The organism is Streptomyces sp. Edi2, from assembly GCF_040253635.1.
In the GTDB taxonomy this organism is placed as follows: domain Bacteria; phylum Actinomycetota; class Actinomycetes; order Streptomycetales; family Streptomycetaceae; genus Streptomyces.
The window spans coordinates 1-25,285 of record NZ_JBEJGX010000002.1 but is presented as its reverse complement, the minus strand read 5'-3'; the positions used below and the strand labels follow the sequence as shown (position 1 = coordinate 25,285).

Below are 25,285 nucleotides of genomic sequence, written 5' to 3'. Positions count from 1 at the left end.
GCGGCCGCGAGCCGCACCCCAAGCCCCGCCGCTAACCGCGACGGGGCTTCGCTGCCGACAGGCGCTCTCCGCGGCGCGGAGCGTGGTGTCCCCTCGGCGACCAGCGATGATCTCGAGAGGCTGACCGCGGCTCGTAGCCCGCGCGCACCACGAAGCGTCTACCGGTCAGACGGGATCGGTGTACGAGATCGGCTTGCCGGTGGCCTGGGCATATGCGATCTCCCGCCCCGTGGACTCGCCGACATACCCGCCGGGGTTGACGACCAGAACCCGGTCAGCAAGGTCGATCCTGCGCAAGTGAAGGGCGCCCAGCGCCTTCCTCTGCTCGTCGGTGATCAACCCGTCTGCTTCGACCGGCGCGACAACAATGATCCCCTCGAAGGCCAGATCACGGTTCGCTGCACGCATCTCGTCCGCGAACCGGGCAGAGCCGCAGATGCAGACAATCTCAGGTCGGTCGGGCACGACTCAGTTCCTTCGGTCGAACGGGAAACCCGTCAGTGTGCACGTTGACATCACAGGCAGGCACACCAGCCAGCAGTTTATGAGCGAGATGGGCACCACGCGGCTGCACCGTCGCAGGCGGGAGGCGTGGCCCGCTCCCGCGTCCCTCGCGGGGCGCCCGCGTGCCGATCGGCGTCGGCACGCGGGAGTTCGGGGCTGTCAGACGGCCTCGCGGAGGATCCGCTCGGTCTGCTCATGTCCGTTCTGGGCGACGAGGTAGGTCACCTGCTTGTCCACGCCGGCGTTGTTGACGGCGGCGGCCTGGCGGCCGGCCTCGTCGTAGGGCTCGTCGTCGTCCTCGGCACCGGATGCGGCGCTGGCGTAGCCCGCGGCCGCGTCGTGCACGGCCATGTCCAGGTCGGCCGGGTCGATGCCGAGGGATTCGGCGAGGGCGAGGAGCCGGGCGGCGTGGCCGGCGTCGTCGGCGCTGAGCGGCGCGTCGGCTTCGATGTCGAGCAGGGTGATCACCTGGGTTCCTCTCGGCGCCCACGACGGGCGGTGGCGGGGGAGTGCAACGAGTCGGGCCGGGGGCTACGCGCCGGCCGCCGGGGCCTCGGCAGGCCGGATCTTGCGGTTGCGGATCAGCCACTCCCTGACTTCCGCGACGTCGCGGGCGCTGGAGGAGTCCTTGGCCGGGAAGGGGTCCTCGGACTTCTCCGGCGTGTACACCCGCGCGAAGTGCTTCACCGACTCGATGTTCAGCCCCAGTTCGCGGGCCAGCGCGGTGGGCTTCAGCCGGCGCTGCTCCTGTGCCAGGTGGGCGCTGGCCTCGATGCTCGGCGCAACAGGCGCGGTGTCCGGCTCGCTGAGGAGCGTGTCGAGCCACTCCGCCTGACCCGGCTCCTCCAGGTGGAGCACCTCCGCCAGCCACTCGATCGGCACGCGCACCTGGCGGGCACGGGTGCGACGGGCGCGTTCGACGACGTCGCGCTGGCCGGTGGTGAGCCCCAACTCGTCAAGGTAGACACGGCCGTCGACAACCTCGGTGCCGTCCTCGGCGTGCCGCAGCAGCCACGCACGCAGATCCGCCCAGTCGGGAGTGCCGTTCTCGCCCGCCGTGGGCATCGGGTCGCTCCTGCGCAGGAACCAGGCCCTCAGCTGGCTCCACGAGCGCTTGCCGTCGGCGTCGGCGAGAGGAAAGGGGTCATCGGCCGTCCCGGACGGGTAGCGCTCGGCGTACTTGTTCACCGCGCGCCGGGTCAGGTCCAGGAGCTCGGCCAGTTCCGCGGAGTCCATCAGCACCTGCGTGGGGCGGGCGGCGAGAACCTGCGCCTCCATCCTGCGCGGGCCGCGCCGCTTGCTCGGCTCCTGGGTGTGCCGGGCGGCGAACCAGTCCAGGACGGCGTCCCGGTCGCGGTAGACGGTGCCGTCCTTGCGGTCGACCTCGCCGGGGAAGGTGGGGTCGGTCCTCACCCAGTTGTGCACGTAGGGGTAGCCGGTGGCCTCGGTGATCTGCGCGGTGGTGATGTGCGCGGGCAGCTTCTCGAATGCCTTGCGGGCTTCGGCAATGTTCTTCATGAGGGGACTCCGGATGGGCGTATCGGCAGGCAGTGGCAGTACTTGGTGAGAGATCCCACCCTTCCTCTATTCTCTAATGTTCTCACGAGAGGGGGTGTGTGTCAATTTTGATGGTCGTCCGCGAGTGGTGGCAGGGGGCGGCCGGCTCGCTGCGCGCGAAAAGGGCCGCCGGCCGCGCGGACGCTCGCGCGCCCCGCGGCGGTCAGCCGCAGAAGGTGAGGGTGGCCGCGGTGCTCACCGTCGGGGTCCGCCTCGCCCAGGCGGTGCCCGCAGCCGTCGAGGAAGCCCACGAGGCCGAGCGATTCCAGGGCGCGTACGTCTGCCTCGCCCACCAGCATGGGGTGAAGGCTGCCCGAGGAGCGCACGGCGGCATCGCGCAACGCGGTGAGCCGGCCGGGAGTCAGCCGCGGTGGCATGCCGGTCAGCCCCAGACCACGTCGCGGCCGCGCGAGGCGCACCACTGGGCGAGGTCGTGCAGCTCGAGCAGGCGCCGCTGCAGGTAGCCGGCACTGCGTCCGCCCAGGTGCACGCGGCCGCTCCAGTAGCCGTCGACGCCCGCGTCCTCGGGGGTCAGGGAGAGGGCGAGAAGGACCCGGCCGAGGAAGTCGCCGGCGGGGATCTGGCCCGCATCCCCCGCCGCCGAATCCGTGCCGGTGCCGGACGTGGTGTCCCCTTCGTAGCGGGTGGTGCCGGGCGCCGCAGCGGGGCCGGCGAGCTCCACGGCCGCGAAGCCGAGCAGGTCCGCCAGACGTACCGCGTTGTGCGCGCTGACGTTCACCTCCGGGACGTCCCCGTCGGGGTCGACGTCGTGCACCATCAACGGGTACTGCGGGCAGATGTCGGGCATCTCGCAGCCGGGCATCGCGTCCCGTTCCAGGGGCGCGGCGAGGACCTCGGCCAGGGCCGCCTCATACGTACGGTGCCGCGCGGCGAACTCGGTAGCCCGCGCGCAGCCGCAGCTGGCGGCGAAGCGGCTGGCCGGCCGGTGGGCGGCGGTGAAGGTCACGGACACGGATACCCCTGCGGTTGTTGTGCGACGGATGACTTCCGCGGCGGCGGGCGGGCGTTGCGGACCTCGCAACACCCGCCCGCGTGGTCACAGGCGTGCCGCAGCCGGGCCGATCGCGTGGACGTCCGGGGTGAAGGGGCTCTCCATGCCGGGGTCGGCGTTGAACAGCATCCGGTGGATCGCGCGGGCGTGGACCCAGTGCTCGTCCCAGTCGCCGTCGCTGTCGATCGCGAAGCAGTCCGGGGCGAGTGCGTGGGCCCGCAGCATGACCGCGGTGACCGCCATGTCGTACGGCTTGGGCCGCACGTTGCCGGTCTTGCAGAACGAGTAGGTGAAGCCCCGCTCGTCCTGGAACCGCGGGTCCAGCTCGATGGCGAAGGTCTCGTAGTCCTCGTCCGCCGCCACCAGGCCGTTGAAGACGATGGCGTCCTCGTCGATCCGCGGCACCCCGGTGCCCGCGCCGCCCGCGAGCGCGATGTTCTGGGTCTGCTCCACCAGGTCCAGGATCGCCGCCGCGTCCAGGCGCAGCTGCAGCCAGCTGGACCGGAAGTTCTCCGCCTGGGGCGTGTAAGCGAAGTAGTTGGCGTGTCCCATGGGGCAGAGCTCCTTCGTCGGTGCGGGGCCGTGGCGCGCTGCCCCGGCGCTTGCATCGCCCGAACAGCTATTGATTAATGTACTCCACAAGGGGGACATGGTCAAGCTATGCGGGTCAATGTGCCGACGTGTGCGCTGGCCGGCCGCCAACCCCGGGCGGTCCACGTCCTCGCACCAACCGCCAGGACCGCCACCAGGACCGCGGATTGGCTCCGCCGTGACGGAGACTGCTCCGGGTGACGGTTGCCCGTCACCTGGGTTGTTCTAGCGGGCCGCTGCGGCTTCTTCGGTCATGCCGCCGAGGATGCGGAGGTGGCTCTCGCAGCCCTGCGCGAGCGTGCGCAGGTGGGCGTCGAGCGTCTGGTAGTCGGCGCCGTCCCCGAGCCGCAGGCCGTGGGCGGCCTGCAGCGTCCGCTGCTCTACGGCGGTGATCGGGTAGCCCTTCGCGACGGCGACGTCGATGTGGGCGCACAGCTCCGGCACGCTCATGCCGACGAAGGGGAAGGCCGGACAGTTGTGGGTGTGCAGGCCAGGCGTGGGCGGGATCCCGAACGTGTGGTCGCGGCGGTACGTCTCGCACGCCTGCTCGGAGCGGTCCGCGATGCCCGAGAGATCCGACACGTGCTCACCAGCGGGGACGCCGCAGTTCTCGCAGGGGCCCGCGTGGAGCTGGTACTCGCTGCACACGTCGAGGTGCTGGGCGCGGGCCGCGTCCTCCGCCTCGCGAAGGGTGCGGAAAGTGTCGGGCTCGTCCCAGTCGTAGTACTGGGCGTTGACGTAGTAGTCCTGCTCGAACTGGCCGTTGTACGACCACTGCCCCTCGGGGGTGTAAGCGGTCGTCGTGAGGCCGTACGGGTCGAGGATGAGCCCGTTGTCGGCCCAGACCTGGGCCGTGCAGCCGCATTCGGGGAACCGGCGCACCCAGGAGGCCGAGACCATGTCATCGCCCAGGGCGGCCGCTTCGAAGGTGAACGGCTCCGGGTGCCAGATGCGCTTCACCTGGTCCCACGCGTCGGCGGGGGTGATGGATGCGGCGATGCCGGAAGCGGTCAGGATCAGCGGCAGGGCGGGCGGGGTCACGGTGCTCCTCAGCGGTTCAGTGTGCGGGAGGGTCGGCCATGGTCGGCCGTGTGGGGCGGCGGGCCCGGCGAAATCGGTGCGGGCCCGCGGCGGTTCACTTGCCGCCGACGAGCCGCACCGAGGCGACGCGGGGCAGATGGAGCTCCGGCGCGAACGCGTCCGCATAGTCCTTCACCGGCCCGTCGTAGATGGACGACATCTCGAACGCCTCCTGCCAGGTCAGCGGATCGATCCTCCCGCCGTCCACCATCCAGGCCCTGAGCAGGAAAGACCCGTCGTCGTTCCTCGTGTGCACGGTGACAGCTGCGCCGAGTTCCAGCGTGCGCGAGGCGGTGGCCACGTAGCGCATCAGGTCGTCCTCGGCGGTGACCTTCGTTCCGTCCGTCAGCATCACGCGTGCGAACAGCGGCTCCTCGCCCAGCTCGCCCTCGTGCTGGAGATGCATGGTCATGAGGTGATTGCCCTCGCCGAGCCCGCTCCACAGTGCCCGCAGCAGCAGGTCCGGCATGAAGCCGAAGCGGTCGGTGTACTGGTCGTGCGTGATCCCCAGGGCGGCCGCCTTGCCCTCGATGAGCTTCCGGCACGCCGTGCGGACGCGGTCAAGACGGGCCTGGGTCTGCGGGTTCTGCGACTCGCTGGCGCTCATGTGCTGTGCCTCCTGAAGTTGGGTGGTGGGCCGGGATCCCCGAGCTGATCATTAATGTACCTGCAAGGGTTAATAGCTGGCAAGTTAATAGGGTCACCAGGGGTGGGCGGGTCCGCGTGGGCCTGCGTCAGGCGGGGCAGAGGTGCTAGAGAGTGCGGTTCTGGCGCAACGCTTCCTCCCGTGCGAGGTGCGCGAGGATCAGCGCCGCGGCCGCGCCCTCGGGGGAGTGGAACGGCTCCGTGATGCCCGGCCCCGTCCACCGGCCGTCGGCGCTGGGGCGCACCGGCCCGAGCTCCGTGGAGCCCATGCGGACGGACTGCTCGCCGCTCCCGGCCGGCACGCCGAGGCGGGCGAGGCCGAGCGCGTCGTTGATATCGCGGACGGTCCCCACGCGGCGGCTGTCGTCCAGCACCAGCGCGGTGGCCTCCAGGCGCTCCCCGGTCTCGGCGCTCAGGGCCGACAGCTCCCGTAGCAGGCTGCCCGCTTCGCTCTGGCCGTGGTCCGCGGTCGGCGCGGCGGCCTCCTCGGCAGCGGCCCGGACCACCTCCAGGCGCGCGGCCGTCGCCCGGCAGCTGACCGCCGACCCGGCGAACTTGTCGGTGGGAAGTGCGTCCATGGCCGCGTCGATCCCGGACCGGTCGACCCCGCGCGAAGGCGTCGACCGCAGGTCCTGCCAGATGCGGTGAAGCGTGGCCAGATCCGCGTCGGCGCCGTGCCGCGCGGTGTACCGCCCGTGCAGATCGGCGGGCGGCTGCTCGGCGGTCGCCTCCAGGCGTACCCGGCCCTGGTGGCAGAACGTCAGCAGCCGGGCCAGCGGCAGCGCGAGCCACTCCCGGGTCTCGCCCGTCGACTCCTCCAGCAGCGCCTGCGCGGGGTCCTGGACCAGGCGGAGCAGCCGCGCGACGCGCCGGCATCCGGCGCGGCTGCGCACGGCGTCCCGCTCCGCTCCTACGATCTCGAGTCCGCTGAGGATCGCGGCGACGTGCGGCTGGCGCAGGGCGTAGAAGGTGAAGGCCCGTGCCGTGGTGTCGATGAGCTCCTGGCGCTGCAGCGGGACGAGGCTGACGGCGACCCGGGCCTCGGGGGCACCCGAGTACGCGGCGGCCGGCTCGTCCGGCAGGCCGTGGCGGGCGACGTGGAACATGACGGCGTCTCCGCCCGCGCCCTGCAGGCTCTGACGGGTCGGCCCCCTGTCGGGTCCGACCCGGGCGAAGTGGCCGCCGCCGGTCGCCAGGACCTGGCCCACAGGACGTCCGTCGGCGCCGAGGACGTCGTGCGTGTCCCCGTCGGCCAGACGCAGCCGGAAGGAGGGGAAGGCGTCGAGGGGTTCGGTGTCCATGAGGTGTGACTCCTGATGAGGAAGGTGTGAGGGGGAGCGCCTGCTGCCGCCGACCGGCGATCAGGCGGGGTTGCCGACGGGGGCGACGGGCGCGCGACGGGTGGTGCCGAACCAGTCGGTCTTGTATTGGAAGTCGGCGAAGGGGCCGGTCAGCCGCATGCCCCAGCGCTCAAGGTTGGCGGCAAGGCGCCGGTCGGACTCGGCGTCCTCGAAGCGGGTGACGTCGTAGAACATGCGGCGGGGCTCGTGGGAGCAGCCGCAGGCGCACACCAGCCGCACGGCGATCGTGCCGTCGGTGCAGTAGCGGGTCAGCTCGACGCACACGAACCCCGTGGCGCACTGCTCGGCGCGCTGCGCCTCCCAGATGTCGCGGGCGGCGTAGAGAGCGGTGCGCGCGTCCTGCACCATCGCCTCGGTGATTCCGTCCGCGGCGAAGTCGTCCCAGGTCTTGCGGCCGTCGGTGACCTCGTAGACCAGGTTGGACAGGGCGACTGCCACACAGGTCAGCTCGAAGCCCAGGTTGAAGCCGTCGCCGTAGCCGGCTCCGGTCTCCCGAGCGGGCCGGTGGCACAGGAGGTAGGCGCTCCCGTCGTCCACCGGCTTGGCATCCTCCAGGACAGCCCGGACGACCGGGTAGTCCCCGGACGGGCAGTGCTGGGCGATGTCGTGCGCGTACAGCGCGGCCGGAATCCTGAAGGCGCCGACCGGCGCGGTCGTGGCGGTCATGGGGGTCCCTCGTCTTGTGTGGGTATGGGCGGCCCGTCGGCGGGCGCGCGTTGCTTCGTCAGGCGATGCGGAGCAGCAGCCGCAGCGAGCCGGGACGGACCTCGTCATCCCGCACGGCCGAGCCGTCCGGGGTCGCCCAGTACGCCTCGGTGCCGGAGTCCCGGACGACGACGGTGCGCATCAGGGTGCGGGTGCCGTCAGTGACGACGTCGCCGGGGCGGAAGCGGCCGTCGATGACCTCGACCTGAAGGTCGTCCTCGGATTCGAACTCGATGTACGTGCGGGGCGAGAGCTCGAGGCATCCCGGCCCGGAGCGCACGAGGGTCGCAGAGACGGTGACGCGGACGCGGTCGCCGGGGGACAGGTGGGGGATGGGCACGAAGCCTCCTTGCATACGAGGTGGGGCCGAGGGCCGGTCAGTTGGTCCGACCTGCGCGGGAGAGGTGGTGTCCCCCCGGCGGCCCCCGATGACTCAGACGGCCAGTGCGATCGCGGGATGCGGCACAGCGGGGCCACCCGGCGCGGGGAGAGCCGCGGCAGCGATGATCATGACGAGCTCGTCCGGGCACCACACGAAGGACTCGCCGTCCAGCGCCAGCGACTCGCCCTCGGCGTCCATCACGGGCATGGCCTCGAAGGCGGCGTAGGTGTGCACGCCCCAGAAGATCCCGCGCCGGGCGGCGGTCGGCTGCTCGCAGTCGCCGAGGTACCAGTCGCCCGGCTGCACGTCCCGGGCGGGGATCACGCGCAGGCCGGCAGGGTCGATCCCGGCCGGCTGCTGCTGGTAGGCGTGGCCCAGGGAGTCGGTGAGAGGGCGAGCGGTCACGATGACCGGGATGAACGCGGCGTCGATGACGGCCATGGGCAGGCTCCTCGGCTGGGCGGTGGTGTGCGTGGTCTCCGGCCCCGTGCTTGCTTCACCGAACCCGATAACTTCAATGTACTCCGAAAGGGGGTTACGCGCAAGCTAACAGGGTCGACCCTCGGGGCTTGCTGCAGCCCCACGCAAAGCCCCTCGCCGGCGCTGCAGATGAGGCAGCGGAGCAGCGCCCGGACCTACCGCGCCCTGGCCGGCACACCAGCCCGCACCCTCCGCAGCGCCTCCGGGCAGCCCCCGCCGCTGCGCCCTGCTGCGCCTGTGACCTGCGTAATCACATACCGCTGCACGCACCGGCGCGGGCGAACGCGGGATGCAGCGCCGGGCAGCGCGGGCGCCCGCTGCCCGGGGACGACCGGAGCCGGCCACCGTCTGCTGCGCGCTGCCCGGGTGCAGCACGATCTGCTGCACCCGGGCAGCGTCCGGGCCACTTTGCGCCTCGCCGCTGCGACGCGGACTCCTTCAGCTGCGCCGTACCGGGTGTGCTCCCCGCGCCGTCGAGGCGCCGACGGTCCGGCCGACGAGCGAGCCCCCACCACGGCACCTGGGCGCTGCGCCGACGCCCGCGGCGGACCCGGCGAGGTCGCCGGCGCCGAGCGCGAGGGTGTCCTGCAGCGGCGGCCGAGAAGCGGAGATGGTTCCCATCGACAGGTGCCGCTCGTAGGCCATGGCCGGCCCCAGTTCGTAGTCCCAGCCGCGCGGCAGATCGCCGAGCGTGACGTCCTGATAGGTGCGCTCGATGACCACCTCCATCGGCGTCAGGTCCTCCGGCGCCCGGGTGCACCGACGGCACTCCCGCATGTCTCCCTCGCCCGGGAGCCGCTGGAGCATCTCCCAGTCGGTGCGGCCGTGGTCACGCCGGTGAACCTCGGCCAGCCGGGACAGCTCGGCGCGCACGGCGTCGCCGGTCGCCAGCACGGTGGGCCCCTGGCCGTAGAACCGGTAGAAGCGGGAGCTGTCAGGGTTGGGCGGCGCCGGAGTCGGCTCACCCGGGCCGGGCAGCGCGTCCAGCCCGATCGGCCGGGACGTGGTGATCGTGTGCTCCTCGGCCAGGCGGTCCACGACGCTCCACGTCTCGGCGAACGCCCAGTGACCGCGCACCGCGTAGGGGACGCTGATGCGCGCCCGGTCCGTGGTGGTGCGGGAGCGGTAGTGCCGGGAGTGGATGATCCACGCGACGTGGTGAAGCCGGGCCAGACGAAAGACGCGGCCGGGATCGACCGTCATACGCGGAGCGTGGAGGCGCGGCTCGTCCGGCGCGAAGAGGATGTGGACCGCGTCGCTCAGATCGGAGCCCTGCCCGTCCAGCGCGGCGACGGTCTCCGGGCGAAGGTCGTTCATGACGACGACGGCGCCGACGTACAGGTCCTTGGCTGCGGTGCTGTGCATGTGCTCCTTCAGGCTGTGGCGGGGTGCGGTCCGGCTCGGCGGTCCTGTGGCCGGGTGTGGCTCCGGCTGGGGGCGGACTGCCGGGAGTCGCCCAGGTCAGCCCGTGTTGGCCGTGGCCGAGCCGGCGACGGTCGCGTCGAAGACGAGATCCCGCGCTGCGCGGGGGTCGAGGAGTGCCGAGACGCGGAGGTCCTGGATCATCTCGGTCATGTCCCAGGGGCCGAAGACGCGGCCGGGCAGCGCGGAGAACTCGGCGGTGTAGCGGCGGCGGTTGGCGTGGACGGTGACGGTGGAGACGGGCACGAAGTGGAACTCCTTCGGGGCAGGTGGGCGGGGCCGGCGCGGAGCCCGGAGGGGGGTGGTGTCCCCCTGGGCGCAGAGCGGATCGAGGGCAAAAACACCCCCTCTTGCGATCTACTAATTTACTCCACGTCGCCTTCAAGTCAAGTTAATAGGGTCACCGGTGAGCGGGCGAAGAACAGCCTGCCGATGCCGATGTCTGCAGGATCGGGACGGAGCGCGGCCCGGGGCCGGGAGGGCGGCGGGAACGGCGGGGATCGGGGGAGAGGGGTACTGCAGCGCATGCGTGCCGGCCGCGGAGGCGGGGCACGCACGGGCGCGGGCGTCGGCGGAGCTGCGAAGCCGTCGAGCACGCGGCGCCGGGTCCGGCCGCCTCCCGTGGCCGAGTCCGCCAGCGATCCGACGCCGGGAGCCGGCCGAAGGCACTGTGCGAGAGCGATGAAGGCGCGAGAGCCGGTGCAGCGCTGCACCCCCGCGCCGGTGCGCCGGGCCGGTAATGCTGCATGCCTGGCCGGGTGCAGCACGCTGCTCTGCAGCGGGCCGCCGGACCCGCCCGCTGCCCAGGCAGTCGTAGGTCGTGCTGCACCCCGTTCTTCGTGGCAGCGCGGGGCGGGGTGCAGCGGAGCGGCGCGCGGTCTGCTGCGCCGGCGACGGGCAGGTCGTGCTGCCGCCGCTGCTTCCAGTCGCTGCCGCCCTGATCTGCGGAAACTCTGTGCAGCGCTGCTCAGCAGCAACCGCGCAGGGCCGTGCAGCACGGGGAGGTGCTGCCCGGCCCGCTGCACGCTCACGGACGGAGTGCGGGGAGTGCTGGGCGCCGCTGCTGGTGCAGCATCGCGGTGTGCAGCAGCAGCGGTCCGGCTACCAGGCCACGTTGATCAGGTACTCGCCCGGCTTCAGGTGTCCGCTGCACGCGAGGTCGTGCAGCAGCTTCCCGACATACGGGTCGTAGTCGAGGGTGCCGGCCCGCCACCTGTCCAGCACCTCGGCGACCTCGGGGTCCAGGCCCTCGCGGCTGCTGATGCGGCTTCCCTCTTCGGCATCCGGGTCGTAGTGCTCGTAACTCGTGGAAACCTCCACCGCGTGGAGTGCGCCGTTGTGCGCTCCGAGACCGCGGATGACGCTGTACGGCCGGCCGTAGTGCGCGGTGATGAATTCCTCGAGGGCCTTGTAGTCGACTGCGCGGTAGGTCTTGGACGTGGTCTTGAGGGGCAAGGCGGTCCATTCGTTCAGGGGAGGGCCCCGGCCGGGTGGCCGGGGCCGGACAGGTCAGGCCGTCGTGTGGTTCAGGTGGATGGCGAGGGCGCTGGGCTCGCCGTAGTGGCGGCGGCCGTCGACGGTGACGGACACCCACGCCGGGCGGCACTCCTCGGGGTTGCCGTACTGGGCCAGCAGCGGCGCTGCGACGGTGGCCACGGCGGTGCGGCTCGGGCCGCCGCTCCAGGTGACGGTGATCTCGAAGCGCTCCAGGTAACGCTCCTTCGCCCGCTTGGGGCCGCAGCGCACGGAGAACTTCACGCCGGGGAAGGCGGCACGCAGCAGCTGGCGCAGGTAGACCGCCGTGGCCTTGGTCGACAGGTGCATCGCCGCGTTCATCCGCTCGTCCTCGGTGGGCTCGGGGACGACGGAGGTGTGGCGCACGTGGGAGACGCCGGTGGGCTTCCCGTCGGTGGTGCGCAGTTCGTAGCGGGTCGCGGGGATGCCGCGTACGACGTCGGCGGCGCAGACGCGGCAGGAGCAGGGCTGGACCGTCGCCCGGCCGTGGAGGCGGGTCGCGGTGCCGATGTAGCGGACCGCCGCGCCCGGAGTCAGTCGCAGGGCGAGGTAGGCGGCACTGAGGCGGCGGGCGGTGGCGGAGGTCATGGTGCGCGTCCTTCGGTCGGGGTGTTCGTGGTGGCCGGTCGGGCGCTTGCATCGCCGTTCCTGCAATCACTAATGTACCCGAACGAGGGGTGTTGATCAAGTCCTGAGCGAGAGTGATCCCGGGGCCCCACACGGCTGGCGCACCCGGCACGGTGCTCCTCGCGCAGGGGGGACGTCCTGCTCGTCCGTCCTACTCGTACGGCTGCAGCCAGTCCTCGGCGCTCGGGTACTGGTGTGCGTTCTCGCCGCCGTGAGCGCGGACCAACTCGCGGAGCTGGTCGGCCGGGACCTGCCCGAACCAGATGGTGGCCGTGGTGTCGTACGGGTCCCGGCGCGGGTGGGCAGGGAGTGGTTGGGGCCACCCCTCGGGGGCGCTGAGCGGCGGGACCAGGCCCACCTGGAGCGTGTCGTAGGGTCCCGCGAAGCCGACGGGCGCGCTCGCGGGAAGGTCCCACCGTGAGGGGTGAGGTGAGGCGGGCCGGGGGCTGCACTGGCTGGTGTGGCCGGTGATGATCTGGATCTCGAACCAGTCCTCCAGGCGCACCTGGAGGACGGTGCCGGCGGTGCCGTCCGCGATGGCGGCGTCGGTGAGTTCGGTGCGCATCGGGTGCTTTCCTGTTGACTCGGGCCGGGGTCTCGTGGCGATTGCACAGGGGCAGGGCGGAGGGTGTCACGCCCCCTGTCACGCGGGGTGTCACGTCGGGTGTCACGGCGTTGAGCGTGACAGCTCTGACCTGCAAAAACACCCCCAGAAGGCCGGTTTTCCGGCCTTCCGGCGGGAGCGTGACACAGGCCGCTCAGACCTGGCGCGCGAAGGGCCGCAGCGCGGCGGGCGGCACCGGGTACGTGGAGCATCCGGGGTGGAGCTCGCGGTCGGCCTGGGGCTGCTCGAACTCGGTCGCGTCATAGAGCCACGGGCGGCGGCGGCCGTCCAGCGTGCGGTCGTAGTCGCGGGCGATCCAGCTGAGGTGCGCGTCGCGAGGGCCGAAGGCGTAGTCGTGCGAGTTGGCCCACGCGCCCTCGGTTTCTCCGCCTCCGAGGTGGCTCAGGCAGGTCCAGGCGAGTTCGGTGTACCGGCGGCGCAGCGGGTGCTTGACCTTGTCCCAGTCGTTCTCGGCCGACCAGAGCGCCGCGTCCAGGGACTTGAGCTGGTTGATGCTCGCGCCGAAGTGGTGCAGGAGCGTGGCGTTCAGCTCGACGGGCTTGCCGTGGTAGACGAACAGCCGGTGCTCGGGGTGACCCTCGTCCGCGCGCAGCGGGTTCTCGTCGAGCAGCTGGTGCAGGGCGTTGTGGAGGTCGGTGGTGGTGTGGCGGACGCGCGGCACTGTCGGCTCCCGGGGCAGTCGGATCGTGGTGGCGCCGGGGCGCTTGCATCGCCCTGGCATTCATTAATGTACCTCAAGAGGGGGTGTGCGTCAAACGCGCGAGCGGTCGCGGATGCGCCGCCAGCCGCCGTCAGCTCCCCCCGAGGGCCCGGCGTCGGCGCTCCTCCGCCTCGGCGTGCGCCGCCGCCGACCGGGCGGAGAACAGGCGCCGGTACCGGTCGGGGTCGCAGTCCTTGAGCGCCTGCGCCATGGCGGCGCTGTACGCATCCCAGGAGGAGGGGGGTCGCGGCCCGTCCGCGTTCACCGGCCGCCTGCCTCGTCGGCGTACCGCGTGGCGCAGGACGGGGATCCGGGCTCGTCGACCCAGGCCAGCACGCGGCGCGCGCTCCCACGCCACCCCGGCGCGGCCTTCACCCGGTCACCCCACCGGCTCCGGCCCTCCGCACACACCGTGCACAGCAGCCGGCCGTGGACCTCCCAGACCTCGGGGTCGGTGGTGAAGCAGACCGGGCAGCACCCCTTGGACCAAGCCGGAGGATGGCACGGCGTGATCACCAGTCCCGTGATGATCACGCGGCCGCAGTGCGCGCACAGGGTGCCGTACAGCGCGTGCCGGTCGCAGCGCGGACAGAGCTGCGCGCGGCGCGTGCTGGCCGTGACGGGGGGCGTCGTGACGCTGGGGCTGACCGTCGTGACGGGCATGGCGGGACTCCTCGGTGAAAGGGGGCGGGGCGGTCGCGCGGGTGCTCAGCGAAGCTGGCGCCGGGTGGTGACGGAGTAGCGGGTGAGGCTGATCCAGTCGCAGCCGCCGTGGACGTACAGGTCGCAGGTGTCCGGGTCCTCTCCGGAGCGGTCGACGTCGAGGCTGCTGTAGCGCGCGAGGTCGCGTACGAGGTCGAGGAAGTCGTCGGCCGCCAGGTCCCGGTCGGTGTAGACGCCCTTGACCGAGCCGCCCTCGTAGTCCTCACCGGCTTCGAGGATCCACACGCTCGGCCCGTGGCCGTCGGTGGAGCGCTCAGTGGCGGTGGTGGCGAGCTCGGGCATGGGCGTTACTCCCTTTCGTGGCGGGGCCGTGGTGGTGGAGGGGGGCTTGTCTCCCCCCTCTCTTCATTAGTTAATGTACCTCAGAGCCCATTCATCCGTCAAATCTAAAGGGCACCTATGGAGTTGCGGAGGCCCCGCTGAGGTCGGGCCGGGCGGCGGCGGATCTCTGCGGTTCTCGGGGCGGCCTCGGTCCAGGCGGTGGACGCCCAGGCTGGCGCACGGTTGTTTCGCCGGCCCCGTCGCACGGAGCCGGCGGCCGCGGGCGCCAACGTGGTGTCCCCCTGCCACGGGCGGCACGCAGGGCGGGCCCAGGGGCAGGGGGAACGTAAAGGGCGGAGCGCTCGATGCGCTCCGCCCGGTGGTCACTTGCTGTACGCGGCCAAGTCGCCAGGCTCCCAGACGAAGCTCTCGCCCATCCAGTCGTCCTCGTCCTCGGTGACCGGTTCGGCGGCCACGGTCGCGACCGTGGCCCGACGGTGGGCAACGTGGCGCAGGGCGAGCAGCGCCGACACGGCGCCGAGCGCGGCAAGCGTGCCGAGGGTCGGCGGCGGGACGGCGGCGTAACTGCGGTCGACAGCCAGGGCCGCCATCAGTGCGAGCGCCCCGAGCAGGGCCAGGAAGTCGGCGGCGAACGCGAGGGCGGACCACGCCGGGCGCACGGTCAGCCGGTGCTCCCAGGGACGGGGCGTGCCCTCGGGGGCAAGGGCGTGCGTCAGCAGGACCACGCCGAACTGGATGCCGCCCAGCAGGACGAGAAAGACCGCCGTCGCCGCGCCGCCGTAGATGACGGCCGTCAGCAGGCCCGGCAGCAGCAGGAGCAGAGTGAGGTGGTGCAGGAGGGTGCACTGCCGGTGCGGGCAGGCGCGGGTGGGCAGGTGGCCGTGGGCGGCGTTCATCGCGGAGTCTCCCGGGGCGGAGTCGAAGGGAAGGCGGGCGCAGGGGCCGGGGCCGGGCATGGACGCCCGGCCCCGGCGGGCGGGGCTCAATACCGGCGGGCGCGGCGGTGGGAGCGGCGGTGCGCGACGTGGTGGACGGCGCACAGGGCAAGGAAGCCCGCCATCGTGATGACGCCGCCGGAGGAGAAGAGCACCGCCCCGGAACCGCCGCCGAGCTGCGCGCCGATCACGAGTCCGGCCGCGATGAGCAGCAGCAGGACGTCCGTGGTGAGCGCCACAGTGGCCCGCACGGGGCGGATGTGGTGCTTCGGGGCGCGGTGGGCGGAACGCATCGCCCCGACCACCATGAGCAGACCCAGGACGGCGAACGCGACCAGGGCGAGCGCCGTGATGTTGGCGCTGCCGCTGAACAGGGCGGGCAGCAGGCCCAACACGAGGACCGAGCGGCTGACCGGGGTGCACCAGCGGTGCGGGAAGGACTGGGCGATGCCGTGCTGTGCGGTGCAGCTCATCAGGAATCCGACTCCTCGTAAGGGGTGTTCGCGGCGTCCGGAGCGGGTGCTTGCTTCACCCGCTCTCGACATTTATTAATGTACCTGAAAAAGGGAGTCGAGGCAAGCTATTAGGATCACAAGGGGTGTGCGGATATCCGGTTCAGCGACGACCGGCCCCGCGCCGGGCGTGCCGCCGGGCCAGAGCTGCCTCGATCGGACGGGCCGCGCCCGAGGTCGCGCCCGCAGCGCAGAGCCGCGCCCACAGCGGTGCGTGCTGGTGTGCCGCGAGATACCAGCAGATGTCGAAGGCGACGCCCATGGCGAACCAGATGAGGAGGTGGGCGGCGCTGAAGCTGCGTTCGTAGAGCAAGGATTGCCTTCCGTCTGGACCGGTCGAGAGGGAGCGGGGGCGGCCCCGGCGGGGCCGCCCGGAAAGGAGTGGGTCAGCAGGGCATCTCGGCGTGGCAGGCGTGGCAGCAGCGCCCGCAGCTCGCCTCACAGTTGATCTGGACCCGCTCGCCGCAGCCCTCGCAGAGGACGTCCGCGTCGTCGGGGGCGAAGAAGCCGCCGATGCCGCTCCCGTCCTCGCAGGCGCACAGGTCGGCGGTGGCGCGGGGGGTGGTGGCGATGGGCTGCATCTCGACTCCTCGGGGGCGGCGTATCAGTGGCGATCGTCCGGGCGCTTGCCTCGCCCTTTCGACATTCACTAATGTACCTGAAAAGGGGGGAGGGGGCAAGTTTGAGGGGTCGCGCGCGAGGGGTGGGGGCCCGGGTGGGGCGTCAGCGGCGAGTCAGGGTGATCGCATCCACAAGGGGGGTCCCGTACGTCGCGCGTCCGAACCGGGTGACGGTGACCGGCCGCGCCCGGCGGCGGCCCGGCGTGGAGTAGTCGGCGAGCAGCGGCGCGGCCACGGTCGCCACCTCGGTGTCCGAGGGGCCGCCGCTCCAGCTCACCGAGAGCCGCCAGCCGCGCCGGGCCCGCACCGAGAACCGCACGCCGGGGAAGTGTGCGCGGAGCAGCTTGCGCAGGCAGGCGGCGCTGTGCGGCAGCGGCAGGACGGTCGGGTAGGTCTGGAACAGCTCGTCGGGGTGAAGGTGGGGGACGACCGAGGTGTAGCGAACGTGGACGAGGGGCGCGACGTCGCCGTCACGGGTGCGCAGTTCGTAGTGCGTGGCGGGAACGCCGAGGAGCGTCGCGGACATGCAGAGCGTGCACGTGCAGGGCTGCGCGATCCAGATGCGGCGGGTCTCGTCGTCCTCGTGCCGCACCCAGGTCCCGGCGGGAAGCCGTAGTGCCAGGTAGCCGGCCGTGTGCGGGCCGAAGGCCGTCGCGGTCATGGTCGCCGTCATGCTCGTGTCCTTCTTTCGTTGTCCGAGAGGGGGTGGGTGTCGCGCGGGCGGCTACGCGGATGCGGGGCGCAACGCACGGACCAGGGCCTCGTCGAGGTCGTAGCCGACCGCCTCTCGGGCCGCGTACTCGGCGTCGACCACCTCGCGGGGAAGGTCCATGCCGTAGCCGTACGAGGTGACGTCGGGCCCGGTCTGCGCCGTGGCGGTCACGTCCAGGAGGTCGCGGAGGGCAGCCCTGGCCCGCTCCAGGGTGAGCGCGTCGCTGTCGATGAGCGTGCGGATCTCGGCCTGGCGCTGGATTGCTCGCTGGTCCATGGGTTCCTCCTCAAGGCTGGTGGTGTGCGGGGCCGGGGCGGCCGGTCGGCCGCCCCGGCGGGTGGGGTCAGACGACCCGCATCCCGAGCAGGCGGGGCGTGGTGTCGCGGACGCCGCACCATTCGTCGGCGCAGTCCGGGCACATCAGGTGGGGGCAGCCGCAGTCGTCCAGGTTGAGGACGTGCCATCCGGCGTCGTGCGCGTCGTCGGTGCCCTCGTCGTCGTCGTCGAGGAAGGGGGAGAGCTGGCCGCACTGACCGCACTCGATCCGCTCGAAGTCGGTGACCTCCAGGACCTCGGTGCCAAGAAGGCGGAACGGGGTCTCGGTGAGCATGGCGGTCATGGCGCACTCCTCGCGGCGGTGGTTCGTGGTGGCCGGTCCGGGTGCTTGCTCACCCGCCCCAACAAGCTCTAATGTACTTGAAAAGGGGGTGTGAGTCAAATTAAAAGGGTCACCTTGGGTATGGGTGACCCGCGCGGGCGGGCGTCAGGCCGGGAGTCCGGCGGCGCGCAGTACGGACTGCGCTCCGGCCCACAGTCCGAAGATGGACGTGTCCCGGGGCTGGTCGGCAGTGCTGAGGAGGGTGGCGAGCCCTTCGGGGTCACGCTTCCAGTGGTCGTGAATGGATGTCGTGGCGAGCTGCGCCCGGAGGGTCGCGGTGTCGGTCGCGTTCAGGTGGTCGACGGCGCGCGCGATCGTCGCGAGGCGCTCGGTGCGGACCTGGGTCGGGGTGGTCGAGGGGGGCATTGGCACTCCTGGATGCGGCGGGTCAGGTCGGGTGGGGCGGGCCCGGCGGAGCCGGTGTGGCCCCGCCGCTCGTCGCGGTCAGGGGGTGGGGAGCAGGCGCAGCACAGCTGAGGCGTGCTCGATGTAGCCCCCGGTGAACAGGTGGAGCGCCGCCCGGTAGCCGTCGCGAACTCGCTCGTCGGTGGCGTCCTCTGCGGCCACGTTGAGGTGGTCGCCGATCCAGGCCGCCGGGTCGGTGTGGGGGAGGCCGAAGTGGTCGTAGAGCGAAGCGAGGGCCTTGGGGGCGTTAGTGGTGGTGATGTTCTGCGTCATGACTTCTCCCAAGTGGGGTTGTTCGTGGTGGCCGGTTGAGCCTTGCTTGCCGCCCCAGTGTCATTAATGTACCCGCATCGGGGGTTGAAGTCAAAGGTATTGCGCCTCTCGTGGGAGCGGCGGCCGGTCGGCGGTGAGCCGATGCTGAAAGTGCCGCATCGGTCGGCGGGCCGCCCGCCACCGCCCTCCAGGGAGGGCTGCATGTGAAAGGGCGGCGCGTTACGCGGGCGGGCACAGTGGCGCCGGCCATCCCGTCGAACTGCTCGCGCGGGGGCGGGAGGAGCCCGCCGCAGTCGGCGCAGGCGCCGCGCAGATCGCCCACGGACCATCGGGGGCGGCGGCGCTTCCAGGAGTGACCGCACCCGGTGGGGAGGCGGGCGCCGATCGCGGTCCGGCGGGTGCCTGGATCTTCGAGCGTGAAGGTGGGCGAGGCTCCGGCGAGGCGGGGCTGGGGGGCGCAGTGGGGTGACTACGGGCGGGGCCGGTCGTCGCCGGGAGGTGCACCGAGCACTCCGGCACGGGACAGGAGCTCGGCCTCGACGGGGTCGCTGGCGTAGTCCCATCCCTCGGCCTCGCGGTATGCCGCATAGGTGTATGCGTGGCCGCGCTCGCAGCGGTAGCCGGTCTCGGTGCGGCGCACGACGGCGCCGCACTCGTAGGCGGTGGGGCCGTCTTCGTCGTATCCGGCGATGAGGTCGCCGCACTGCTCGGCAGTGTCGTCGGCGGAGGGTCCGCGTCCTCCCCGAGGTGCTGTGGCAGGGGTCTCGGCAGGCATGCGCACTCCTTGAAGAGGGGGCTGGATGTAAGTGCTCGGAGGCGTCGTGCGTCGCCGCGAAGACGGCGTTAACGGCCGGACGCAGCGAATACGAGCGTACGCGTAAGGGTGGTATGCGACAACCTAATAGGGTCGCGCGCGGAGGGGTGGGGATTGGTGTCCCCATCCTCTCTGTCCGCGACTCAAGGGCAGGGCGCGAGGAACCCACCGCCGGACTACTGGCGGACGCTTCGCCTGCCGCAGGCGCTCCGGGCCACCAGAGGGGACTCCTGGACGCAGGGGCACAACTGCCGCTCCGCTGCGCCCTGACGCCCCCAGCCCGGCACGTCGCCTTCGCCCCCGGGGTGCGGTCGCATGCCCAAGCCCTGCGGGCGCGGCCGCGCCCGCAGGGCTTGGTACGCGGCACGCTGCCCGCCCCAGGGCCCGGAGCACGTGAGGACCCGGTGCGGGGCGAAGTCCGCGCGGCCGCGACCTGACCTGGGGCGCGCCCCTCTAGAAGCGGGCACGGGGGCCTCCCTGGGCCGCGCCAGGGAGGCGGTTCGAGTCCGCCGCCGATAGTGACAGCCAAAGCCTTCCCTGAGCGGCTGTGCCTCTGCCGTTGGGCTGAGGCACAGCCGCGTCTGTTCCGTGCCCGAGCATTTGGCCCCGTCCCGATCGGCCTGGTCCTGCCGGTTCATGTGGCACGGAAGGCCCGGCCGCCAGGCGCCCGCCGGCCCTGTCACGGTGGGTGTCACGCACCCTGTCACGGTGGGTGTCACGCCCATGAGCGTGACACCCTTGACCTGCGGAAACGCACCCTGGCGTGCCATTTTCGGGGCTTCTCCCGAGGGCGGGCGGGCAGCGTGACACCTGGGCGGGCGGCCTGCCAGATCAGCGGCGGCTGACGCTCTTCGCGGCAGCTTCACTCGCTACGCGGAGGGGGGTCAACCGGACGCGGCTTTCGATTCCACGGCGCAGGCGGTCGTCGGCCGGGTTGTCGGCGAATTCGAGCAGTTCCGTGTGCATCAGCGTCAGAAAGTCGATCGCCTGCTGGGCGTCGGCCAGGGTGCTGTCGGTTTCGAACGTCTCGATGAGCTTGGTGACTTCACCGGCGAGGGTGCGGGCCTGGTCTGCCTCGGACTGGTGCATGGGGTCCTTTCCCGAAGGGGCGGGGCGGGGGGTGTTTCCCTCACCGCTAGTTACTAATGTACTTCAAATAGGGGGTCTACGTCAAACGTTTAGGACTCCCGGGGGTGTGCTGCGCCGCCTGCCGTTCCCGTCCGGGGGCCTGTCGCGGTGTGGTGCGGGCGGGTGTTCAGCGCGGGGGTGCGTAGTTGATGCGGGCGTAGGTGATCGCGTCGCTCTGGATGCCGAGGGTGCGCAGGTAGCGGCGGATGACGTCGTCCTTGGTGCGCCCGGTGACGCGGGCCGGGGCGGGGCCGTCCGGGGGTGGGGCTGATGTACCAGCCGGTGGCGCGGCCCGCGGTGTTGCGGGTGCGGCCCAGGGTGGCCCGGGGCGGTGTGGCGCGAGGGGCGCCGTGGGTGACGGTGACGGTGCCGTGGCCCGGCCCGGTGAGCTCGGCCTCGACGACGACGGCGCGGCCGGTGGCCTCCAGGTGCAGCTGGTGCACCTGGTCGACGGCGGCGGCAGGGACGGCGCTGCCCCAGTGGTTGGCCCGGCCGTCCGGGAGGCCGGTGAGGTGCGCCTCGTACAGGGCGCGCCCGGTGTCGGTCGGGTGCAGGTCGTACGCGTCGCTGCCGACGGTGAGCAGGCCGCAGGCCACGGCGTCGTCGAGGTGGGTGCCCAGGCCGGCCGGGGTGATGTGCTTGATCGCATCGCCCTCGGCGGCGCCCTTGACCAGGGCGAGGATGTGCGTCGGGCTGGCGTAGTACCGGCTCATGGGTCGGCGCTCCTTGTTGTGTCGGGCCGGGAGGCGGGGCGCCTGCTGCGCCCCGCCCTTGGGGCCGGTGGCCCCTTCTGTCAGAGCTGCGGGGCGTGGGGCGCCAGGACCTCGGGGAGGTGCTGGGTGTAGAGGCCTTCGAGTCCGGCGGGTGCGATCAGGCCCCAGGTGAAGGTGTCCGTGTCCGGGTAGAACCAGCCGCGCATCCGGCTGGGGGCGTCGTGGGTGCGGATGACGCCTACGCCGTAGACCTCAAGGGTGCCGTCGTGGAGGGCGTCCTGCTGCTCCTGGGTGAGGTGGTCGACGTTGTAGTACTTGTCGAACTCCTCGTCGGCGACGACGGCGAGAACGGGGCTGAAGTCGTCTTCGACGCGGCCAAGGAAGCTGCGGTAGCGGGCGAGAGAGGCCAGCGCGTCCGCGCGGGTGGCGCAGGTGTCGCGGTAGAGGACGCGGTCCTTGTGGTCGGGGATCTCGTCGGTGTCGTACTGCCATGCCTCGATCTGGTGGCGGGCGTAGGTGCCGACGCCGTTGTGGCGCTTGCGCAGGAAGCCGTAGGGCTTGCCGTCGACGACGACGGGGTGGCGCTCGGTGCAGAACTCGCAGGTGATGCCGACGTGACGCAGGAAGCGCTGGAGGCGGGGGAAGCGGGCGAAGCGGGTGCCGCAGTTGCAGCAGGTGTACACCTCCCAGCTGTTGGGGTTGCCCACCGAGTCGTGGTTGCAGCGGGGGCACGCGTAGGTGGCGCCGGTCTTCCAGTCGATCACGTTGTTGTTCATGGCTTCCTCCTGGCTTCGGGGCGGGGCGCTCACCCCGATGTCATTAATGTACCCCACAAGGGGGAAGGGTCAAAGTAAAGGGGCCGCGCTGGTTCTGCTCCGGCGCGCGCTGACTGCCCGGGGCGCTGAGCCGCCGAGCCGCCGAGCTGCGCACCGGCCACAGGCGCCGGGGGCTCGGGCCCGTATGGGTGCGCCGTCGGCGCCTTCCCGCTGCTTGCGGGCGGGCTGCGTTCCCGCTGGCGGGCGGGTTGTTCAGCGTTGTTCGGCGTTGTTCGGCATTGTTCGCCGGCACCCGGCACCCGGCACCCGGCGGCCTTCGGCGCCCCGGCCGCCGCGGCGAGTCACTGGTCGGGGGGCGCCATGCGCTCGTCGCCCTGGGGCTGTCCGGCGTCAGGGTGTTGCCCGTCCCCGGCAACACCACGGCCGGGGCCTGGCCGGCGTCCTGGAGCTGCGGCACCTCCGCCGCACCGGGGCCCGCCGCTCCCGGGCTCCGGGGGCGCGCGGTGGCGGGTGTGTGCGCCCTGTCCGGGTCGCCAGGCTGCATTACAGTCGCACGAGACGGGCCGAAGGCCCCCGCTCCGGGTCCTGGGCCCAGGGGACGGCAGGGTGAAGGTGGAGGGGGCGGTGGGATGGAGCGCAGAACGGTGCTGGGCGCAGGGCTCGGCGCGGTGGGGTGGTGGGCTGCCGGGGCCGCGCCGGCCGGGGCGATGCCCGCAGGCGGTCGTCTGCGGGGGGAGGGGGTCTGGCGGTGAGCGCGGGGGCTGTTCTCCGCAGGGGAGTACGGCCGGCTGCGCCAGGCGCTCCCAGGGTCTGGGCGCCCGCGCGCGTGAGACCCAGGAGACAGGCCCGGTGGGAGCCGGCCGGGCGGCGCAGGTGTGGGTGCTCGTGTCCCAGCTGGCGGTCAAGGACGGTGACGTGGCCCTCGCGGCCGTCTTCGCGGCCCAGGCGGAGGAGGCGGCCCGCCGCTCGGGCCGGCCGGTGCTCCTGGCGGCCGCGGCGCCGGCCGCCGCGACACCGCTGCGCCGCACCCGGCGAGCCGATCAGGCTCTGCAGCTCCTGAAGGACGCCCACGATCAGCTGGCCGCCGTCGCGGCGCCGTCGGCGGAAGTCCTGGACGCGTCCGGCATGGTGGCGCTCACCGCCGCCTACACCGCCGCCCAGGCCCGACAGCCCGCGGCCGCCGAGGAGTTCGCGGCCTGGGCCGAACAGAGCGCGGCGCGCCTGGCCCACCCCTCCACCCGCGTACGGAGGGACGGGGACCTGTCGGCGGCGCAGTGCACGCTGTACCGGGTCGGGATCCACCGCGAGCTCGGCGAACGTCGACCTGGGCCCTGGCGTACGCCGGCGCGCCTGGACGTAGCCGGCGACCGCCGACGCCGGAGCGCCGGGCCCGGCGCGGCCACCGACACCGCCCGCGCGCTCCTGGCCGCCGGCGACGTCCCGGCCGCGTTCGCCCAGCTGCAGCAGGTGGAACAGGCCGCGCCGCAGGAAGCCCGCCGGCCGCGCACGTACCGCACCCTGACCGCCGAGGCCGCCGCCCGCCGTCCCGACCTGCCCGGCATCACCGCCTTCGCCCGCCGCACCGCCCCACCCCGCAGCACCACCTGAACAACCCGCCGAGAAGCCGTCCAGCGCTGTCCTGCGCTGTCCGAAAACGTCCAGAACCGTCCAGCCGCGACGAGGCGCGCCCCGCCCCGCTGCGCCCGTCCGCATCCCGCGCCGTGCCGGCGTACGAGCGTCGATGTGGGGCGCGGAGCCGGGCTTTGTACTTTGCAAAGTAGGACACGGCGCCCCAAAAATGTGAGGTCTGCCACACGCAAAAACAGTTGATGAACACTCAAACCACCCCAAACGAAGCCCAGTTCAACACAGACCCCGCCGCCCACGACCCGCTCGGCCGGCACCCGACAACACACCCCGCCCCATCCCCTCGCCGCCGAGCGAAGCGAGCACCCCCGCACCCCCGACCACCCGCACTCGGCCCACACACCCAAGAGCGCGGAGCGCTCCACTCCAAGATCAAACAAGCCCCCCGCCACCATCACCCAACGTAACCGGAGCGCGGAGCGCTCCGGCAACCACCCAACCAAGTTCGGATGCGAAGCATCCGAACCGAACGCCCAACTCGGGCGCGCAGCGCCCGAGTTGACACCCCCCACTCACCCAACCAGGGGCGCGGAGCGCCCCGCACCCTCCCCACCAGCGCGGGCGCAGCCCGCGCCGCCCGGCCGGAGGCCGGGAGCGGGGGCCGCAGGCCCCGCCAACTCCCGTGCGAAGCACGGGAGTTAACCGTACGCACCCGCGAAGGGCCGAAGGCCCAAGCCCCCTGGCCGAAGGCCGGGGGTTACCCAGCGTAGCTGGGGATCCTGGTGTCCCGTGGCGGCGGCGGCGACGTCGGGGCGGCGGCGGCGGGGCGGCGGCGGCGGCGGCAGCAGGGAGTGGGGGGGGGGGGGGGGGGGGGGGGGGGGGGGGGGGGGGGGGGGGGGGGGGGGGGGTGGTGGTGGTGGTGGTGGTGGCTGCTGGGTGGGGGGGGGGGGGGGGGGGGGGGGGGGGGGGCGGCGGCGGCGGCGGCGGGGGGGGGGGGGGGGGGGGGGGGGGGGGGGGGGGGGGGGGGGGGGGGGTACGTGGCTGGTGGTTGGTGGCGAGTGGGGCGGGGCGGCGGCGGCGAGGGGGGGGGGGGGCGGCGGCGGCGGCGGCGGCGGCGGCGGGGGGCGGGGGGGGGGGGGGGGGGGGGGGGGGGGGGGGGGGCGGGGGCGGCGGCGGGGCGGGGGCGGCGGGGGCGGGGCGGCGGGGGGCGGGGGGGGGGGGGGGGGGGGGGGCGGGGGGCGGCGGCGGGGCGGCGGCGGCGGCGGCGGCGGCGGCGGCGGCGGCGGGGCGGCGTTCGTGGTCGCCGTGGTGGCGGCGGCGGCGGCGGCGATGAGGCGGCAGAAGTCATCGTGGCGGCGGGGGGGGCGGCGGAGACGGGTGGGGGGGCGGCGGCGGTGGTTGGGGGGGGGGGGGGGGGGGGGGCGGGGGCGGGGTCGCTGGGGGGGTTGGTGGAGGTGGCAGCAGCGGTCAGGAGGCGGAGTTGATCGTGGTGGCAGATCGCGGTGACCGGCGGCGGCGGCGGCGGCGGCGGCGGCGGCGGCGGCGGCGGGGGGGGGGGGGGGGGGGGGGGGGGGGGCGGGGGGGGGGGGGGGGGAGGGGGCGGGGGGGGGGGGGGGGGGCGGGGGGGGGGGGGGGGGGGGGGGGGGGGGGGGGGGGGGGGGGGGGGGGGGGGGGGGGGGGCGGGGGCGGCGGCGTGGGGGGGGGGGGGGGGGGGGGGGGGGGGGGGGGGGGGGGGGGGGGGGGGGGGGGGGGGGGGGGGGGGGGGGGGGGGGGGGGGGGGGGGGGGGGGGGGGGGGGGGGGGGGGGGGGGGGGGGGGGGGGGGGGGGGGGGGCGGCGGCGGCGGGGGCGGCGGCGGCGGCGGGGGGGGGGGGGGGGGGGGGGGGGGGGGGGGGGGGGGGGGCGGGGCGGGGGCGGGGGCGGCGGCGGGGGCGGCGGCGGCG

General features: G+C 73.2%; 34 protein-coding genes. 1 reads left to right on the top strand and 33 read right to left on the bottom strand.

Going from position 1 to position 25,285, the window contains the following annotated elements; genetic code table 11:
* Positions 1-165: 165 nt before the first annotated feature.
* The 33 genes from ABR737_RS01965 to ABR737_RS01805 form a co-directional block, all read right to left on the bottom strand.
* A complete protein-coding gene (locus ABR737_RS01965) occupies positions 166-465 on the bottom strand; it encodes a hypothetical protein (protein WP_350248419.1) in 300 nt (99 codons plus the stop codon).
* Positions 466-663: 198 nt separating this feature from the next.
* Positions 664-972, bottom strand: coding sequence for a hypothetical protein (locus ABR737_RS01960; protein ID WP_350248418.1), 309 nt, complete (start codon positions 970-972; stop codon positions 664-666).
* A gap of 63 nt (positions 973-1,035) precedes the next feature.
* A complete protein-coding gene (locus ABR737_RS01955) occupies positions 1,036-2,022 on the bottom strand; it encodes a hypothetical protein (protein WP_350248417.1) in 987 nt (328 codons plus the stop codon).
* A 101-nt stretch (positions 2,023-2,123) separates the two neighbouring features.
* A complete protein-coding gene (locus tag ABR737_RS01950; RefSeq protein ID WP_350248416.1) occupies positions 2,124-2,438 on the bottom strand; it encodes a hypothetical protein in 315 nt (104 codons plus the stop codon).
* 5 nt (positions 2,439-2,443) lie between these two features.
* Positions 2,444-3,034: a hypothetical protein gene (locus tag ABR737_RS01945; protein WP_350248415.1), complete on the bottom strand. Its 591-nt coding sequence runs from the start codon at positions 3,032-3,034 to the stop codon at positions 2,444-2,446.
* An 84-nt stretch (positions 3,035-3,118) separates the two neighbouring features.
* Positions 3,119-3,625, bottom strand: a complete 507-nt coding sequence (locus tag ABR737_RS01940; RefSeq protein WP_350248414.1) for a hypothetical protein — start codon at positions 3,623-3,625, stop codon at positions 3,119-3,121.
* Between the two features lie 264 nt (positions 3,626-3,889).
* A complete protein-coding gene (locus tag ABR737_RS01935) occupies positions 3,890-4,705 on the bottom strand; it encodes a hypothetical protein (protein ID WP_350248413.1) in 816 nt (271 codons plus the stop codon).
* A 94-nt stretch (positions 4,706-4,799) separates the two neighbouring features.
* On the bottom strand, positions 4,800-5,351 hold the full coding sequence (locus tag ABR737_RS01930; protein ID WP_350248412.1) for a hypothetical protein: 552 nt from the start codon (positions 5,349-5,351) through the stop codon (positions 4,800-4,802).
* Between the two features lie 145 nt (positions 5,352-5,496).
* Complete coding sequence (locus ABR737_RS01925; protein WP_350248411.1) at positions 5,497-6,690, bottom strand: hypothetical protein; 1,194 nt, start codon at positions 6,688-6,690, stop codon at positions 5,497-5,499.
* A 60-nt stretch (positions 6,691-6,750) separates the two neighbouring features.
* Positions 6,751-7,416 (bottom strand): hypothetical protein, encoded by a 666-nt coding sequence (locus ABR737_RS01920; protein WP_350248410.1) that lies wholly within the window; start codon positions 7,414-7,416, stop codon positions 6,751-6,753.
* Between the two features lie 58 nt (positions 7,417-7,474).
* Positions 7,475-7,795, bottom strand: a complete 321-nt coding sequence (locus ABR737_RS01915; RefSeq protein ID WP_350248409.1) for a hypothetical protein — start codon at positions 7,793-7,795, stop codon at positions 7,475-7,477.
* A gap of 93 nt (positions 7,796-7,888) precedes the next feature.
* Positions 7,889-8,278: a hypothetical protein gene (locus ABR737_RS01910; RefSeq protein WP_350248408.1), complete on the bottom strand. Its 390-nt coding sequence runs from the start codon at positions 8,276-8,278 to the stop codon at positions 7,889-7,891.
* 477 nt (positions 8,279-8,755) lie between these two features.
* Positions 8,756-9,682, bottom strand: coding sequence for a hypothetical protein (locus tag ABR737_RS01905; RefSeq protein WP_350248407.1), 927 nt, complete (start codon positions 9,680-9,682; stop codon positions 8,756-8,758).
* Positions 9,683-9,778: 96 nt separating this feature from the next.
* Positions 9,779-9,985 (bottom strand): hypothetical protein, encoded by a 207-nt coding sequence (locus ABR737_RS01900; RefSeq protein WP_350248406.1) that lies wholly within the window; start codon positions 9,983-9,985, stop codon positions 9,779-9,781.
* Between the two features lie 855 nt (positions 9,986-10,840).
* On the bottom strand, positions 10,841-11,194 hold the full coding sequence (locus ABR737_RS01895; protein WP_350248405.1) for a hypothetical protein: 354 nt from the start codon (positions 11,192-11,194) through the stop codon (positions 10,841-10,843).
* A 54-nt stretch (positions 11,195-11,248) separates the two neighbouring features.
* Positions 11,249-11,842, bottom strand: a complete 594-nt coding sequence (locus ABR737_RS01890) for an LPD29 domain-containing protein (protein WP_350248404.1) — start codon at positions 11,840-11,842, stop codon at positions 11,249-11,251.
* A gap of 190 nt (positions 11,843-12,032) precedes the next feature.
* Positions 12,033-12,446 (bottom strand): hypothetical protein, encoded by a 414-nt coding sequence (locus ABR737_RS01885; RefSeq protein WP_350248403.1) that lies wholly within the window; start codon positions 12,444-12,446, stop codon positions 12,033-12,035.
* Positions 12,447-12,639: 193 nt separating this feature from the next.
* Entirely contained in the window at positions 12,640-13,167 is a 528-nt protein-coding gene (locus ABR737_RS01880) for a hypothetical protein (protein WP_350248402.1), read from the bottom strand.
* Between the two features lie 300 nt (positions 13,168-13,467).
* Positions 13,468-13,869 (bottom strand): hypothetical protein, encoded by a 402-nt coding sequence (locus ABR737_RS01875; RefSeq protein ID WP_350248401.1) that lies wholly within the window; start codon positions 13,867-13,869, stop codon positions 13,468-13,470.
* A gap of 45 nt (positions 13,870-13,914) precedes the next feature.
* Complete coding sequence (locus tag ABR737_RS01870; protein WP_350248400.1) at positions 13,915-14,211, bottom strand: hypothetical protein; 297 nt, start codon at positions 14,209-14,211, stop codon at positions 13,915-13,917.
* A 362-nt stretch (positions 14,212-14,573) separates the two neighbouring features.
* Positions 14,574-15,107, bottom strand: a complete 534-nt coding sequence (locus ABR737_RS01865; protein WP_350248399.1) for a hypothetical protein — start codon at positions 15,105-15,107, stop codon at positions 14,574-14,576.
* An 86-nt stretch (positions 15,108-15,193) separates the two neighbouring features.
* Positions 15,194-15,619 (bottom strand): hypothetical protein, encoded by a 426-nt coding sequence (locus ABR737_RS01860; protein ID WP_350248398.1) that lies wholly within the window; start codon positions 15,617-15,619, stop codon positions 15,194-15,196.
* A gap of 142 nt (positions 15,620-15,761) precedes the next feature.
* Positions 15,762-15,971 carry a hypothetical protein gene (locus ABR737_RS01855; RefSeq protein WP_350248397.1) on the bottom strand — a complete coding sequence of 70 codons (210 nt, stop codon included), beginning with the start codon at positions 15,969-15,971 and terminating at the stop codon, positions 15,762-15,764.
* Positions 15,972-16,044: 73 nt separating this feature from the next.
* On the bottom strand, positions 16,045-16,239 hold the full coding sequence (locus tag ABR737_RS01850) for a hypothetical protein (RefSeq protein WP_350248396.1): 195 nt from the start codon (positions 16,237-16,239) through the stop codon (positions 16,045-16,047).
* A 142-nt stretch (positions 16,240-16,381) separates the two neighbouring features.
* A complete protein-coding gene (locus ABR737_RS01845; RefSeq protein ID WP_350248395.1) occupies positions 16,382-16,951 on the bottom strand; it encodes an LPD29 domain-containing protein in 570 nt (189 codons plus the stop codon).
* A 51-nt stretch (positions 16,952-17,002) separates the two neighbouring features.
* Positions 17,003-17,266 carry a hypothetical protein gene (locus tag ABR737_RS01840; protein WP_350248394.1) on the bottom strand — a complete coding sequence of 88 codons (264 nt, stop codon included), beginning with the start codon at positions 17,264-17,266 and terminating at the stop codon, positions 17,003-17,005.
* 67 nt (positions 17,267-17,333) lie between these two features.
* Positions 17,334-17,609, bottom strand: coding sequence for a hypothetical protein (locus ABR737_RS01835; RefSeq protein ID WP_350248393.1), 276 nt, complete (start codon positions 17,607-17,609; stop codon positions 17,334-17,336).
* A 144-nt stretch (positions 17,610-17,753) separates the two neighbouring features.
* Entirely contained in the window at positions 17,754-18,014 is a 261-nt protein-coding gene (locus ABR737_RS01830; RefSeq protein ID WP_350248392.1) for a hypothetical protein, read from the bottom strand.
* 78 nt (positions 18,015-18,092) lie between these two features.
* The gene (locus ABR737_RS01825; RefSeq protein WP_350248391.1) at positions 18,093-18,326 is read right to left on the bottom strand and encodes a hypothetical protein; all 234 of its coding nucleotides are present in this window, start codon (positions 18,324-18,326) and stop codon (positions 18,093-18,095) included.
* A 469-nt stretch (positions 18,327-18,795) separates the two neighbouring features.
* Positions 18,796-19,101, bottom strand: coding sequence for a hypothetical protein (locus ABR737_RS01820; RefSeq protein WP_350248390.1), 306 nt, complete (start codon positions 19,099-19,101; stop codon positions 18,796-18,798).
* A gap of 870 nt (positions 19,102-19,971) precedes the next feature.
* The gene (locus ABR737_RS01815; RefSeq protein WP_350248389.1) at positions 19,972-20,229 is read right to left on the bottom strand and encodes a hypothetical protein; all 258 of its coding nucleotides are present in this window, start codon (positions 20,227-20,229) and stop codon (positions 19,972-19,974) included.
* Between the two features lie 89 nt (positions 20,230-20,318).
* Entirely contained in the window at positions 20,319-20,981 is a 663-nt protein-coding gene (locus tag ABR737_RS01810) for a hypothetical protein (RefSeq protein ID WP_350248388.1), read from the bottom strand.
* An 80-nt stretch (positions 20,982-21,061) separates the two neighbouring features.
* Positions 21,062-21,757, bottom strand: a complete 696-nt coding sequence (locus tag ABR737_RS01805; RefSeq protein WP_350248387.1) for a hypothetical protein — start codon at positions 21,755-21,757, stop codon at positions 21,062-21,064.
* Between the two features lie 849 nt (positions 21,758-22,606).
* On the opposite strand from ABR737_RS01805, the gene ABR737_RS01800 reads away from it, so the two are divergent.
* Positions 22,607-23,365 carry a transcriptional regulator gene (locus ABR737_RS01800; RefSeq protein WP_350248386.1) on the top strand — a complete coding sequence of 253 codons (759 nt, stop codon included), beginning with the start codon at positions 22,607-22,609 and terminating at the stop codon, positions 23,363-23,365.
* The last annotated feature ends 1,920 nt before the right edge of the window (positions 23,366-25,285 follow it).

Bases quoted from the DNA above. Each gene is read 5' to 3' on its own strand.
- ABR737_RS01955 (WP_350248417.1), bottom strand. From the start codon at position 2,022: ATGAAGAACATTGCCGAAGCCCGCAAGGCATTCGAGAAGCTGCCCGCG.
- ABR737_RS01950 (WP_350248416.1), bottom strand. From the start codon at position 2,438: ATGCCACCGCGGCTGACTCCCGGCCGGCTCACCGCGTTGCGCGATGCC.
- ABR737_RS01940 (WP_350248414.1), bottom strand. From the start codon at position 3,625: ATGGGACACGCCAACTACTTCGCTTACACGCCCCAGGCGGAGAACTTC.
- ABR737_RS01930 (WP_350248412.1), bottom strand. From the start codon at position 5,351: ATGAGCGCCAGCGAGTCGCAGAACCCGCAGACCCAGGCCCGTCTTGAC.
- ABR737_RS01925 (WP_350248411.1), bottom strand. From the start codon at position 6,690: ATGGACACCGAACCCCTCGACGCCTTCCCCTCCTTCCGGCTGCGTCTG.
- ABR737_RS01920 (WP_350248410.1), bottom strand. From the start codon at position 7,416: ATGACCGCCACGACCGCGCCGGTCGGCGCCTTCAGGATTCCGGCCGCG.
- ABR737_RS01910 (WP_350248408.1), bottom strand. From the start codon at position 8,278: ATGGCCGTCATCGACGCCGCGTTCATCCCGGTCATCGTGACCGCTCGC.
- ABR737_RS01905 (WP_350248407.1), bottom strand. From the start codon at position 9,682: ATGCACAGCACCGCAGCCAAGGACCTGTACGTCGGCGCCGTCGTCGTC.
- ABR737_RS01890 (WP_350248404.1), bottom strand. From the start codon at position 11,842: ATGACCTCCGCCACCGCCCGCCGCCTCAGTGCCGCCTACCTCGCCCTG.
- ABR737_RS01885 (WP_350248403.1), bottom strand. From the start codon at position 12,446: ATGCGCACCGAACTCACCGACGCCGCCATCGCGGACGGCACCGCCGGC.
- ABR737_RS01875 (WP_350248401.1), bottom strand. From the start codon at position 13,869: ATGCCCGTCACGACGGTCAGCCCCAGCGTCACGACGCCCCCCGTCACG.
- ABR737_RS01870 (WP_350248400.1), bottom strand. From the start codon at position 14,211: ATGCCCGAGCTCGCCACCACCGCCACTGAGCGCTCCACCGACGGCCAC.
- ABR737_RS01865 (WP_350248399.1), bottom strand. From the start codon at position 15,107: ATGAACGCCGCCCACGGCCACCTGCCCACCCGCGCCTGCCCGCACCGG.
- ABR737_RS01860 (WP_350248398.1), bottom strand. From the start codon at position 15,619: ATGAGCTGCACCGCACAGCACGGCATCGCCCAGTCCTTCCCGCACCGC.
- ABR737_RS01850 (WP_350248396.1), bottom strand. From the start codon at position 16,239: ATGCAGCCCATCGCCACCACCCCCCGCGCCACCGCCGACCTGTGCGCC.
- ABR737_RS01845 (WP_350248395.1), bottom strand. From the start codon at position 16,951: ATGACGGCGACCATGACCGCGACGGCCTTCGGCCCGCACACGGCCGGC.
- ABR737_RS01840 (WP_350248394.1), bottom strand. From the start codon at position 17,266: ATGGACCAGCGAGCAATCCAGCGCCAGGCCGAGATCCGCACGCTCATC.
- ABR737_RS01835 (WP_350248393.1), bottom strand. From the start codon at position 17,609: ATGACCGCCATGCTCACCGAGACCCCGTTCCGCCTTCTTGGCACCGAG.
- ABR737_RS01830 (WP_350248392.1), bottom strand. From the start codon at position 18,014: ATGCCCCCCTCGACCACCCCGACCCAGGTCCGCACCGAGCGCCTCGCG.
- ABR737_RS01825 (WP_350248391.1), bottom strand. From the start codon at position 18,326: ATGACGCAGAACATCACCACCACTAACGCCCCCAAGGCCCTCGCTTCG.
- ABR737_RS01820 (WP_350248390.1), bottom strand. From the start codon at position 19,101: ATGCCTGCCGAGACCCCTGCCACAGCACCTCGGGGAGGACGCGGACCC.
- ABR737_RS01815 (WP_350248389.1), bottom strand. From the start codon at position 20,229: ATGCACCAGTCCGAGGCAGACCAGGCCCGCACCCTCGCCGGTGAAGTC.
- ABR737_RS01810 (WP_350248388.1), bottom strand. From the start codon at position 20,981: ATGAGCCGGTACTACGCCAGCCCGACGCACATCCTCGCCCTGGTCAAG.
- ABR737_RS01805 (WP_350248387.1), bottom strand. From the start codon at position 21,757: ATGAACAACAACGTGATCGACTGGAAGACCGGCGCCACCTACGCGTGC.